This is a genomic window from Aureimonas sp. D3, from assembly GCF_001463805.1.
GTDB classification, from domain to species: domain Bacteria; phylum Pseudomonadota; class Alphaproteobacteria; order Rhizobiales; family Rhizobiaceae; genus Aureimonas; species Aureimonas ureilytica_A.
Map to the genome: position 1 here is coordinate 21,464 of NZ_BBWM01000051.1, position 12,086 is coordinate 33,549.

The following is a 12,086-nucleotide window of genomic DNA, read 5'->3' on the forward strand; positions in this document are numbered from 1 at the left end:
CGAGGCGATCAAGGGTTGAGCCGGGTTGCGACCCATTGTCCGGATTCGTCCTTCACGAAGCGATAGCTGTCGTGAAGGCGGAAGGCTCCGTCCTGCCAGAACTCGATCTGCACCGGGACGACGCGAAAACCCGACCAATGAGGCGGGCGCGGAATGTCCTCACCGGGAAAGCGTGCGTCGAACTCTGCGACCCGCTGCTCCAGCTCCGCGCGCGACGCCAGCGGGCGAGACTGTTGCGAGGCCCAGGCGCCGAGACGGCTGATGCGGGCGCGGGTGCGATAATAGGCGTCGGCTTCCTCGTCGCTGACGATTTCGACCGTGCCGCGCACGCGGACCTGCCGACGCAGGCTTTTCCAATGGAAGCAGAGGGCGGCCTTGGGCTGACCGAGCAGTTCCTGCCCTTTCCGACTCTCGAAATTCGTGTAGAAGACGAAACCGCCGGGGTCGACCCCCTTGAGGAGAACTGTTCTGACATCCGGCAACCCATCCGCATCGACCGTCGCGAGCGCCATGGCGTTAGGGTCGTTCAACTCGGAGCGCTCCGCTTCGCCAAGCCAGATCTGGAACGCCGCGAATGGATCGGCGGGCAACTCGGTTTCACCAAACGTTAAGGCCGTTTTGAGCATCATTCCTGCATCTTCCGGTTCGTGCCTTCGATTTCGTAGAACCGAACGGGGCCGACGGCAAAGGTTTAACGGCGACATGCACGGGATTCGAAAGGCCTTAGTGGCGACTTGTCTGGCGACAGTCCTGTCCGGCTGCACCGTGATCAGCGGCGCGGCGCTGGAAGATGCGGCCAAGGTGGACCACTCGATCCAGACCAGTTCCGTCAAGCCCATGGCTCCCCCCTCTCCCGAAACGGATTCGGACGGGCGCACGGTGCGCAATGCGGTGTCGTCGGCCAATCTGGAGCGGTCGGAGTCCGAGCCGCTGGCCTGGAGCAACACGGATACGGGCGCGAGCGGAACGATCACCGGCATTCAGGAAACGCGCGCGGGCGACCAGATCTGCCGCAGCTTCAAGACCTCGCGTCAAAGATTCGATGGCGTGGCCGTCTACAAGGGCGAAGCCTGCACGCGCGGCAGCGGCGAATGGACGCTGACCCGTTTCAATGAAGGCGCATGATCGAAGCTGAAAGTCCCTGGCAGGCTGGCCGATAGGCTGTGCGCGCTGCCGTCGGAGGACTTCATTTCTTTTCAGACTCTCGCCATATACCTGTCAAAGCCAATCGCAAGCCGGTTGCGCCGCGCCGGATCGGCTCGGCGCGCCCATGTCAGACAGGATGCCGACACTCCATGCGCGACCCCTATACCGTTCTCGGCGTCGCCAAGACCGCCACGGAAGGCGAAATCAAGTCCGCTTTCCGCAAACTCGCCAAGAAGTATCACCCGGACGCCAACACCGACGATCCCTCCGCCGCCGCACGCTTCAACGAGGCCAACCAAGCCTACGAGATTCTGGGCGATAAGGAAAAGCGTCAGAAGTTCGACAATGGCGAGATCGACGCCGAAGGAAAGCCCAAGTTTCAGGGGTTTGGAGGTTTCGGCGGCGGTGGCGCGGGCGGGAACCCGTTCGGGCAGACGCGCGGCACGGGCGGCGGATTCGATTTCCGCGGCGGATCGGCCGATCTTGGCGAAGGTCTCTTCTCGGACTTCTTCGATCAGGCCTTCGGCGGCGCCAAGCGCGGAGCGCGCGGCGGCGCGGGCTTCACGGCCGCACGCAACGGCTCGGCCAAGGGCGAGGACATCAACGCCACGCTGAAGGTCCGCCTCGAAGAAGTGGTCTCCGACGAGAAGGTCGAAGCCGTCTTCCCGACGGGCAAGCGCCTGGCCATTCGCCTGCCGGAAGGCGTGGAGGACGGTCAGGTCATCCGTCTGCGTGGACAGGGCCAACCGCCCGCCATCAGCGGCGGTCAACCCGGCGACGCGCTCGTGACCATCCAGTTCGTCGATCATGCCCGCTTCAGCGTCGATGGACGCGACCTGCTCTGCGACCACGAAGTTGCCTTGGAGGACGCGGTACTGGGCGGGCGCATCACGATCGAAACACTGGACGGGCGAATCGCGACGAAGATTCAGCCTTGGACGAATTCCGGAAAGACCTTGCGGCTCAAGGGCAAGGGGCTGACGCGCAAGGATGGCGGGCGCGGCGACATCCTCGTTTCGCTCGTGGTAGCGCTGCCCGAGTCGCCGGATGCCGAGTTGATCGCGCTGATGCAGAAACGGCGTGACGCCAACGTCTGATAACAGACCGGAATAAAACTTGTGGGCCGGCAGGCGATGATCCGTCAAGCTTGCTGGTCTCAAGCTGCTATGCCATAGCGCAAAGCCAATATGATGATTTGGAATCGAGTTGAGGAGCTGCACCATGGTTGAATCGGTCGGCCTGATGAAGGGCAAGCGCGGCCTCATCATGGGTGTGGCGAACAATCGCTCCATCGCCTACGGTATTGCCAAGGCACTGGCGGACCAAGGCGCGGAACTGGCCTTCACCTATCAGGGCGATGCACTGCGCAAGCGAGTCGAGCCTCTGGCGGCCGAGTTGAACGCCTTCGTCTGCGGCCATTGCGACGTGGGCGATGCCGCCACGATCGACGCCTGTTTCCAGGCGCTCGAAGAGAAGTGGGGCAAGATCGATTTCCTGGTTCACGCCATCGGCTTTTCCGACAAGGACGAGCTGACGGGTCGCTATGTCGACACGAGCGAGGCCAACTTTTCCAAGACGATGTTGATCTCGGTCTATTCCTTCACGGCCGTCGCCCAGCGCGCTGAGAAGCTGATGACCTCGGGCGGATCGATGCTGACGCTGACCTACTACGGCGCGGAAAAGGTCATGCCGAACTACAACGTCATGGGCGTCGCCAAGGCCGCGCTCGAGGCGAGCGTCAAATATCTGGCGGTCGATCTCGGCCCGAAGAACATCCGCGTCAACGCGATCTCCGCCGGGCCGATCAAGACTCTGGCGGCCTCCGGGATCGGAGATTTCCGCTATATCCTCAAGTGGAACGAGTATAACGCTCCGCTGCGCCGCACCGTGACGATCGAGGAAGTCGGCGATGTCGGTCTGTATCTTCTGTCCGACCTGTCCCGCTCGGTGACGGGCGAAGTGCACCATGCCGATTCCGGCTACCACGTCGTTGGAATGAAGGCGGTGGATGCGCCCGATATTTCGGTCGTCAAGGACTGACAGCGAGTATCATCCGTGAGCATGCCGCTTCTTTATCTCTGCCGTCACGGTCAGACGGACTGGAACGCCGAGCGTCGCCTTCAGGGACAGAGCGACATTCCCCTCAACAGCTACGGGCGCGGGCAGGCGCGCCGCAACGGCCGGTATCTGCGAAACGTTCTGGGCGCGTGCGCATCCGGGTTCGAGTTCATCTCAAGCCCGATGCAGCGCGCGGCGGACACGATGCGGATCATCCGGCATGAGATGGGTTTGGACGCGGAGGCCTTCTCGCAGGACGAGCGGCTGAGCGAAATTCATTTCGGCGACTGGCAGGGCTATACGCTGCGCGAGCTCGGGCAAAGCGACCCGGAACGGCTGGCGAAACGGCACGAAGACAAGTGGAATTTCCAGCCGCCGGGCGATGGCGCGGAAACCTATGAAAGCCTGGCGGACCGCGTCGCGCCGGTTTTCGAAGAGCTGCGCGGCCCGAGCATCGTGACCGCCCATGGCGGCGTGACGCGCGCCTTCCTTCAGCGCTTCGCGGGAGTATCGCGAGGAGACGCGGCGGAGATGGACATTCCGCAGGATCGTATCCTGCGTTTCGAGAATGGTGAAATCGCCTGGGTCTGATAGACCGTCAGACAACTCTATGTGCCGCCGAGAGATTTCGAGAGACGATGGCGCGCGCCGTGGTCGAGCGATGCGGCGACATCAATATGCCGAAGCATTTCCAGCGAATCCGAAATCACCGGAGATAGTCTGCGGGGCGTCCCTGCCCTCAGACAAGCGGTTCGTGAATGATGTGGACCATCATGCCCGGTGTGATCGCCTCGACCTGAATATCGTGAGACAGAAGATAGCTGGTCCCGTCGTTCAATTTCAGAGCCGAGCGCTCATGATCGACCTTCTCCACCACGCCTCCGCTTTCTTCCGCCTGCGCCGAGATGTTCATCGAGACGGAGAGAGCGGAGCAGGCGAACAAGGCGACGATTCGTCGGGTCATGAAGCAATCTCTTTCGGGCGGCGTTTGGAGGACGATTCGCGGCCATAGTCTGGAAAAATTCCATCTCGATTATGGTTTATTCCAGACCGCGCCGCCAATCGTCGATCCGCGATTTGACGCCGCCGGTTAGCAGGTCGTAAACGAGCCAACCGTCTTTCCATCGGACCCGCGTCATTCATGTCTCACAACAGCTTCGGCCACCTGTTCCGCGTCACCACCTGGGGCGAGAGTCATGGACCGGCGATCGGCTGCGTCGTGGACGGAACACCGCCGGGCACGAAACTCTCCGAGGCGATGATCCAGCATTTTCTGGACGAGCGCCGACCCGGCCAATCGCGCTACACGACGCAGCGCCAGGAACCCGATCAGGTCCGCATTCTCTCCGGTACCATGCCGGGCGAGGCGGAGGGCGAACTGATCGCCACCGGCACGCCGATCGCGCTGGAAGTTCAGAACGTCGATCAGCGCTCCAAGGATTACGGCGACATCGCCCGCCGCTACCGGCCGGGCCATGCCGATATCGCCTATGACATCAAATACGGCATTCGCGATTATCGTGGCGGCGGGCGTTCGTCCGCGCGCGAAACCGCGATGCGCGTGGCGGCCGGCGCCATCGCCCGGCATATCGTCCCCGGCCTTTCAGTGCGCGGCGCGCTGGTGCAGATCGGCAGCATCGCCATCGATCGGTCCCGGTTCGACTGGGACGAGACACGCCGTAACCCCTTCTTCTGCCCGGACGCACAAACAGCCGAGCGCTGGGCAGAACTGCTCGATGCGACGCGCAAAAGCGGCTCATCAATCGGAGCCGTCGTCGAAGTGGTGGCGGAAGGCGTTCCGGCCGGGCTCGGGGCGCCACTCTATGGCAAGCTGGACGCCGACATCGCAGCCAATCTCATGTCGATCAATGCCGTAAAAGGCGTCGAGATCGGCGATGGTTTCGCTTCGGCTACGCTCTCGGGCGAAGAGAATGCCGACGAAATTCGGATGGGCAATGACGGCCGGCCCGTCTTCCTGTCCAACCATGCCGGCGGCATTCTCGGCGGCATCAGCACCGGACAAGCGGTGGTGGCGCGGTTCGCGGTGAAACCCACCTCCTCTATCCTGACGGCGCGCCGATCGATCGATGCCGATGGGCACGAGGTCGATGTGATGACCAAAGGCCGGCACGACCCGTGCGTCGGCATTCGCGCGGTGCCCATCGGCGAGGCCATGGTGGCCTGCGCCATCGCCGATCATTATCTGCGCCATCGCGGCCAGACCGGCCGCATCTGACGCGACGCAATCGCCGGGAGGCTGCCATGCTGACGCGCCTGTATCATCACCCGGTCTTTCGGGAACATCTGACGCCGCCGGGCCATCCCGAGCGGCCGGAGCGAATCGCGGCTGTGGAGGCCGCGTTCGAGGCGGAAGCCTTTCAAAATCTCGACCGCGCCATGGCACCGGAGGGCTCGCTGGAAGCGATCTATCGCTGCCACAGCTTCGACTATGTGCAGCGGATCGCGCGCACGATTCCCGAAGAGGGTCTGGCCCGGATCGACGGTGACACGGTGGTGAGTCCTCGCAGCTTTACCGCCGCGCTGCACGGTGTGGGCGCGGCCTGCGCGGGCGTGGACGATGTGATGTCAGGGGCGGCGCGCAACGTCTTCGTCGCCGCGCGGCCTCCAGGGCACCATGCCGAGCGCGAAACGGCGATGGGCTTCTGCCTGTTCAACCAGGCCGCCGTGGCGGCGCGCCATGCGCAGGCGGTGCATGGTTTGGAGCGGGTGGCGATCGTCGATTGGGACGTCCACCACGGCAACGGCACGCAGGATATCTTCTGGGCTGACCCTTCCGTTCTCTACGTCTCGACGCATCAGATGCCGCTTTATCCCGGCAGCGGCGCGAAGGACGAGGTGGGCGCGGGCAATATCGTCAATGTCCCGCTGCGCGAGGATGACGGCACGGACGAATTCCGTACGGCGTTCCGCGACGCCGTGCTTCCGGCTCTCGAGAATTTTCGCCCAGATCTCGTAATCGTCTCGGCGGGCTTCGACGCCCATCACCGCGATCCGCTGGGCGGTCTCAATCTCATCGAAGCGGATTTCGACTGGGCGACGGGACAGCTTCTGGACATTGCCGGCCGCTTCAGCCAGCACCGGCTCGTCAGCGTTCTGGAGGGGGGATACGACCTCCAGGGCTTGTCGCAATCCGCCGCGGCCCATGTGAAGCGTTTGATGGTCGGCTGATCCGGCATCGCAACGAAAGTGATCTTCATGTCCGATACCGCCCATCAGATTCCGGCCGACGATTCCGACATCAAGCGCATGAGCTTCGAGGAAGCCCTGGCGGCGCTGGAGCGCATCGTCTCGGACCTAGAGCGCGGCGACGTCCCCTTAGAAATGTCGATCCGCATCTATGAGCGCGGCGAGAAGCTCAAGAGCCATTGCGACCGGCTTCTATCCGCCGCCGAAGACAAGGTGGAGAAGATCAAGCTGTCGCGCGCGGGCAAGGCGACGGGCACCGAGCCGCTCGACCCGGCCTGATCGCCGCGTCCGCTGGAATCGGCGGCTGGACAACCCTAGTTGAAATGGCTCTAACCGCCCGATTGTCAGCCGTTGCATGTTCGGTCCATGCGAGGCACCCGTTCCGCAGGAGACCGCCGCTTTGTCCAGCACCCTTTCGACGCCGCTTCTCGACCAGATCGCATCCCCCGAAGACCTGCGCCGCCTGCCCCAATCGGAGCTGCGCCAGGTGGCCGACGAGCTGCGCGCCGATCTGATCGACGCCGTCTCGCGCACGGGCGGGCATCTGGGTGCGGGCCTCGGCGTCGTGGAACTGACGGTGGCGATCCATGCGGTGTTCGACACGCCTCGCGATCGATTGATCTGGGATGTCGGCCACCAGGCCTATCCCCACAAGATCCTGACCGGCCGGCGCGAAGCCATGCGCACGGTGCGCCAGGAAGGCGGCCTGTCGGGTTTCGCCAAGCGCACGGAAAGCGAATACGACCCGTTCGGCGCGGGCCATTCCTCGACCTCGATTTCCGCCGGCCTCGGCATGGCCGTCGCCAGCGAGATGGACGGGCGGCGCAACAATGTGATCGCGGTGATCGGGGACGGCGCGATGAGCGCCGGCATGGCCTATGAAGCGATGAACAATGCCGGCGCGCTGGACGCGCGGCTCGTCGTGATCCTCAACGACAACGACATGTCCATCGCCCCGCCGACAGGTGCCATGAGCGCCTATCTGGCACGGCTCGTGTCCGGCAAGGCCTATCGCTCGCTGCGCGAGCGGGCCAAGGCGATGACGCGCCACCTGCCCGAATTCATGCGCGAGGGCGCGCGCCGCACCGAGGAATACACGCGCGGCCTGCTGACGGGCGGAACGCTCTTCGAAGAGCTCGGCTTCTTCTATGTCGGCCCGATCGACGGGCACGATCTCGACCACCTTCTGCCGGTTTTGCGCAATGTGCGCGATACGAACAACGGGCCGGTGCTGATCCACGTCGTGACCAAGAAGGGCAAGGGGTATCCGCCCGCTGAGGCCAGCGCCGACAAGTATCATGGCGTGTCAAAGTTCGACGTCGTGACCGGGGCGCAATCCAAGCCCAAGGCCAATGCGCCGACCTACACGAAAATCTTCGCCGAAAGCCTCGTTCAGGAAGCGCACGCGGACGAGAAGATCGTCGCGATCCATGCGGCCATGCCGGATGGGACCGGGCTCGACCTGTTCGGGCAGGCCTTTCCGAAACGCACCTTCGATGTCGGCATCGCCGAACAACATGCGGTGACCTTCGCGGCCGGTCTGGCGACCGAAGGCTACAAGCCTTTCGTCGCGGTTTATTCGACCTTCCTGCAGCGCGCCTATGACCAGATCGTGCATGATGTCGCGATCCAGCACCTGCCGGTTCGTTTCGCGATCGACCGCGCCGGCTTCGTGGGCGCGGATGGGCCAACCCATGCGGGCTCCTTCGACACGGGCTTTCTCTGCCCGCTTCCCGGCATGGTGGTCATGGCGGCCGCCGACGAGGCGGAATTGCGCCATATGGTCCGCACGGCCGTCGCCTACGAGGACGGACCGATCTCCTTCCGCTATCCGCGCGGCAATGGCACGGGCGTCGATCTTCCCGAGCGCGGTTCCGTGCTGGCGCTCGGCAAGGGCCGCATCCTGAAAGAGGGTGCGAAGGTCGCGATCCTGTCCTTCGGCTCGCGCCTGACGGAGGCTCTGGCGGCCGCCGAGGATCTCGAAGGCTTCGGCCTTTCCACCACGGTGGCCGACGCGCGTTTCGCCAAGCCGCTCGACGGAGAGCTGATCGCCCAGCTGGCGCGCCATCATGAGGTTCTGATTCTTCTGGAGGAAGGCGCGTCCGGCGGCTTCGCCGCGCAGGTTCTGGAGCATCTCGCACGCAACGGCCTCCTGGATCATGGGCTCAAGGTGCGCCCGCTCACCATGCCCGACCTGTTCGTGGATCATGCCTCTCCCGAGGCGATGGTGAAAGCCTCCGGTCTCGACCGGGCCGGCATCGTCGATGCCGTCTTCCGGGCGCTGGGAACCGGCGCGCGGCGCGTGTTGCAGGCGTGATGCGCCTCGCATCGTCCGCCCTGCCCGCTGGCACCTGATGGCTGAGATCGCCTCCGGTGCGCGCGTGCGGCTCGACCAGCTGGTCGCCGAACGCGGCCTGGCGCAGAGCCGCGCGCGAGCGCGCGACGCCATCCTGCGCGGGCATGTGCGGGTCGATGGAACAGCCGTTTCGAAGCCCGGCCAGCTGGTGCGCAAGGATGCTGAACTGACGCTCGATGACCCGGCGGCGCGATACGTTTCGCGGGCGGCCCTGAAGCTCGTTGCCGGGCTCGATCGGTTCGGCATCGATGCGCAAGATCGAACGGCGCTCGATGTCGGCGCGTCCACGGGCGGCTTCACGCAGGTTCTGTTGGAGCGCGGCGCGGCTCATGTGATCGCCGTGGATGTCGGTCACGATCAGCTTCATCCGAGCCTTCGGAACGATCCTCGCGTCACGCTTCTCGAAGGGTTGAACGCGCGGGACCTTGAAGCGGAGCATCTGCAGGGGCGCACTGTCGATCTCGTGGTCTGCGATGTCTCGTTCATTTCGATGACGCTCGCGCTGCCGCCCGCGCTGCGTCTGGCGCGCTCCGGCGCGGATGGCGTCTTTCTCGTCAAACCGCAATTCGAAGCGGGCCGGGACGCGATCGGCAAGAACGGCCTCCTGCGCGACAGCGCGCTGGGCGAGCGGATCGCGAGCGACATGGCGCTGTGGCTAGCGCAGGATCAGGGCTGGATCGCCGAGCCGCCCATCGCCTCACCTATCGAAGGGGGCGACGGGAACCGCGAATATCTCGTGATAGGACACAAGGCATGACCGAACGGCTGACCATCGAAACGCTGGGACAGAAGGGCGATGGCATCGCCCATGTCGGCGGCGCGGCCGTTTTCGTGCCCTTCACGCTGCCGGGCGAGATCGTGGAGATCGAACGGCAGGGCGAGCGCGGCCGGCTCCTGCAGGTCGAGACCGCGTCGCCCGAGCGTGTGGAAGCACCCTGCCCGCATTTCGGCCGCTGCGGCGGCTGCGAGCTTCAGCATATGAGCGATTCGGCCTACCGCGCCTTCAAGCGCGAGACGGTGGTCGAGGCCTTCCGGCGCGTCGGTCTAGAGCCTCAGGTCGCCGATCTGGTGCCCTGCGCGCCGCATTCGCGCCGGCGCGCCGTGTTCTCAGCGCTTCGCGTCGATAGCCGGGTTCTGTTCGGCTTTCATGAAGCGCTGAGCCATCGCATCGCGCCCATTTCGACCTGTCTCGTGACCGTACCCGAGATCGCGAACCGGCTCGATTTCTTCGAGAAGCTCGCCGTCGCGATGATCGACCGCAAGCGTGAGCTTCGCATGGTGGTGACCTATACGGCAGCCGGGCTGGACATTGCCGTGTCGGACGCGGCGCGTCTGGACGACAAGCTCCGTCAAAGGGTTCTGAGCCTTGCGCTCGCGCCGGGCGTCGCGCGCTTGGCGATCGACGGGGAAACCATCGTCGAGCCGCAAGCGCCGCGCATCGACGTGGATGGAATCGGTGTTCCGCTTCCGCCCGGTGCCTTTCTTCAGGCCGTGGCGAGCGCCGAAGGTGCGATGGCCGAGATCGCGCTTCCGCATTTCGGCAAGGCCAAGCAGGTGGCCGATCTCTTCTGCGGCGTCGGCACGTTCACATTGCGTCTGGCGCGGCGTCACCCGGTCCATGGTGTGGAGTTCGACAGCCCGGCCCTCGCCGCGCTCGACCACGCCAGACGCGGCATTCCCGGCTTGAAGCCGGTGACGACGGAGCGTCGCGATCTGTTTCGTCGCCCAATGACCACGAAGGAACTGAATCGCTTCGACGGTGTGCTCTTCGATCCGCCCCGTGCCGGGGCCGAGGCGCAATGCCGCGAACTCGCCAAATCCACCGTGAAGCGCGTCGCGGCCGTGTCCTGCAACCCGGCCAGCTTGGCGCGTGATGCGGCGATTCTGGTCGAGGGCGGGTACAAGCTCCTGTCCGTTACGCCGATCGACCAGTTTCTCTGGTCTCACCATGTCGAAGCCGTGGCGCTGTTCGAACGCTGAGCTTCCATTTCGCCTCCAAAAGGCTTAGCGCTTCATGCTGGAAACGCTCAACGATCTTCTTCAGACTTACGGCTATGTGGCTGTTTTCATATCCATCTTTCTGGAATCGACGGGGCTGCCCTTCCCTGGCGAGAGCATCCTGATCGCGGCCGGCATCATGGCCGGACATGGCGAGCTGAATGTCTGGGGCGTTGTCGGGGCCGCCTGGTTCGGCGGCACGATGGGCGACAATCTCGGCTATTATATCGGCCATCGTTTCGGCCGGCGCTTTGTCGCCCGCTATGGATCGCGTTTCGGCATCACGCCCGAAAAGTTCCAGATGGTCGAGGCGCGGTTCCAGAAGGTCGGCCCGCCGATCGTGCTGATCGCGCGCTTCATCCTCATTCTGCGCCAACTCGCAGGCTTCGTGTCGGGAACGCTTCGCTTTCCCTGGTGGGAGTTTCTGCTCTTCAATGCACTGGGCGCGGCGCTGTGGTCGGGCGCCTATGGGTTCGGCTCGTATATCTTGGGCGACAAGATCAATACCTATCTCCATGGCAGCCCCTGGGCCTACGCGGCGATCGCGGCCGTGTTTCTTCTGTTCACGGCCACGACCATCCTCAAGTTTCGCAAGAGCGCGAAGTCTTTGGCGCAAGCCGCTGATTCAACGGACTCTTCGTCCGAAAAAGGCGGCAAAGGCGGCTCGAGCCTCGTCTGAGGTCAGCCGTTCGGCAAAGGCTGCGGACTCCGCCTCCACCCGCTCGGCCAGGGGCACCGTGTCTCCGCGCATGAAACGGCGGGCGAGCCTCAGCGCTTCGGGCGGTTTGGCGGACAGCCTCACGGCGGCCTGCCTCGCCTCCTCTTCGGCATGATCGCTGACGGTAAGAATCAGTCCCGCCTCGACTGCCGCATCCGCCGAAAGCGAATCGCCCATGACGAGCAGCGAGAAGGCGCGCTGATATCCCATGGTTCGGGGCGCCAGAAGACTGGAGCCGGCTTCCGGCACGAGGCCGAGATCGAGGAAGGGTGTGCGGAAACTCGATCGCGGCGTGGCGTAAGCCAGATCGCAATGGAATAGCACGGTGGTTCCTATACCCACCGCCAACCCATCGACCCCGGCGATCAGTGGTTTCTCTAGGCGCACCAGCGCCCGGAGAAAGCGCTGAACCTCCGAGAGCCCCGCTGCCGCACCGAAATCGGCGAAGTCGGTGAGATCATTGCCCGACGAAAAACAACCCTCACTGCCCAGAAGGAGAACACAGCGCACGGCCTCGTCGGCTTGCGCAGCTTCCACGCCCTCCGCCAAGGCCTGATACATGGCGCGGTTCAGCGCATTCTTCTTTTCCGGGCGGCTCATACG

At 64.2% G+C, this 12,086-nt stretch carries 15 protein-coding genes; 12 read left to right on the forward strand and 3 right to left on the reverse strand.

Annotated features, from left to right (window positions below):
- Nucleotides 1–8: 8 nt before the first annotated feature.
- Nucleotides 9–626, reverse strand: a complete 618-nt coding sequence (pdxH, locus tag AUL36_RS14880; protein WP_062222056.1) for a pyridoxamine 5'-phosphate oxidase — start codon at nt 624–626, stop codon at nt 9–11.
- Nucleotides 627–726: 100 nt separating this feature from the next.
- Between pdxH and AUL36_RS24245 the strand changes: the two genes are divergently transcribed.
- The 4 genes from AUL36_RS24245 to AUL36_RS14900 all read left to right on the forward strand — a co-directional run bounded on the left by AUL36_RS24245 (nt 727) and on the right by AUL36_RS14900 (nt 3,795).
- On the forward strand, nt 727–1,125 hold the full coding sequence (locus AUL36_RS24245; RefSeq protein WP_058600526.1) for an RT0821/Lpp0805 family surface protein: 399 nt from the start codon (nt 727–729) through the stop codon (nt 1,123–1,125).
- A gap of 170 nt (nt 1,126–1,295) precedes the next feature.
- Nucleotides 1,296–2,243, forward strand: coding sequence for a DnaJ C-terminal domain-containing protein (locus AUL36_RS14890; RefSeq protein ID WP_058600525.1), 948 nt, complete (start codon nt 1,296–1,298; stop codon nt 2,241–2,243).
- Between the two features lie 124 nt (nt 2,244–2,367).
- Nucleotides 2,368–3,186, forward strand: coding sequence for an enoyl-ACP reductase FabI (gene fabI / locus AUL36_RS14895; protein ID WP_058633736.1), 819 nt, complete (start codon nt 2,368–2,370; stop codon nt 3,184–3,186).
- A 21-nt stretch (nt 3,187–3,207) separates the two neighbouring features.
- Nucleotides 3,208–3,795, forward strand: coding sequence for a histidine phosphatase family protein (locus AUL36_RS14900; RefSeq protein ID WP_062222015.1), 588 nt, complete (start codon nt 3,208–3,210; stop codon nt 3,793–3,795).
- Nucleotides 3,796–3,943: 148 nt separating this feature from the next.
- On the opposite strand, the gene AUL36_RS14905 is transcribed toward AUL36_RS14900, so the two are convergent.
- Nucleotides 3,944–4,168 (reverse strand): DUF1344 domain-containing protein, encoded by a 225-nt coding sequence (locus AUL36_RS14905; RefSeq protein WP_058633738.1) that lies wholly within the window; start codon nt 4,166–4,168, stop codon nt 3,944–3,946.
- On the opposite strand from AUL36_RS14905, the gene AUL36_RS24875 reads away from it, so the two are divergent.
- From AUL36_RS24875 to AUL36_RS14940, 8 genes are all read left to right on the forward strand, one after another.
- Nucleotides 4,167–4,298, forward strand: coding sequence for a hypothetical protein (locus AUL36_RS24875; protein WP_280137992.1), 132 nt, complete (start codon nt 4,167–4,169; stop codon nt 4,296–4,298). The genes AUL36_RS14905 and AUL36_RS24875 overlap by 2 nt on opposite strands.
- A gap of 47 nt (nt 4,299–4,345) precedes the next feature.
- Nucleotides 4,346–5,440: a chorismate synthase gene (gene aroC / locus AUL36_RS14910; protein WP_062222017.1), complete on the forward strand. Its 1,095-nt coding sequence runs from the start codon at nt 4,346–4,348 to the stop codon at nt 5,438–5,440.
- Nucleotides 5,441–5,466: 26 nt separating this feature from the next.
- On the forward strand, nt 5,467–6,393 hold the full coding sequence (locus AUL36_RS14915; RefSeq protein ID WP_062222019.1) for a histone deacetylase family protein: 927 nt from the start codon (nt 5,467–5,469) through the stop codon (nt 6,391–6,393).
- Between the two features lie 27 nt (nt 6,394–6,420).
- Nucleotides 6,421–6,690 (forward strand): exodeoxyribonuclease VII small subunit, encoded by a 270-nt coding sequence (locus tag AUL36_RS14920; protein ID WP_058600519.1) that lies wholly within the window; start codon nt 6,421–6,423, stop codon nt 6,688–6,690.
- Nucleotides 6,691–6,766: 76 nt separating this feature from the next.
- Complete coding sequence (dxs, locus tag AUL36_RS14925) at nt 6,767–8,728, forward strand: 1-deoxy-D-xylulose-5-phosphate synthase (RefSeq protein ID WP_192843843.1); 1,962 nt, start codon at nt 6,767–6,769, stop codon at nt 8,726–8,728.
- A gap of 37 nt (nt 8,729–8,765) precedes the next feature.
- Nucleotides 8,766–9,524, forward strand: a complete 759-nt coding sequence (locus AUL36_RS14930) for a TlyA family RNA methyltransferase (RefSeq protein WP_062222022.1) — start codon at nt 8,766–8,768, stop codon at nt 9,522–9,524.
- Complete coding sequence (locus AUL36_RS14935) at nt 9,521–10,747, forward strand: class I SAM-dependent RNA methyltransferase (RefSeq protein ID WP_062222023.1); 1,227 nt, start codon at nt 9,521–9,523, stop codon at nt 10,745–10,747. The genes AUL36_RS14930 and AUL36_RS14935 overlap by 4 nt, the downstream gene beginning before the upstream one ends.
- 34 nt (nt 10,748–10,781) lie before the next feature.
- The gene (locus AUL36_RS14940; RefSeq protein ID WP_062222025.1) at nt 10,782–11,444 is read left to right on the forward strand and encodes a DedA family protein; all 663 of its coding nucleotides are present in this window, start codon (nt 10,782–10,784) and stop codon (nt 11,442–11,444) included.
- On the opposite strand, the gene AUL36_RS14945 is transcribed toward AUL36_RS14940, so the two are convergent.
- The gene (locus AUL36_RS14945) at nt 11,391–12,083 is read right to left on the reverse strand and encodes a crotonase/enoyl-CoA hydratase family protein (RefSeq protein WP_062222059.1); all 693 of its coding nucleotides are present in this window, start codon (nt 12,081–12,083) and stop codon (nt 11,391–11,393) included. The genes AUL36_RS14940 and AUL36_RS14945 overlap by 54 nt on opposite strands.
- Nucleotides 12,084–12,086 lie beyond the last annotated feature (3 nt).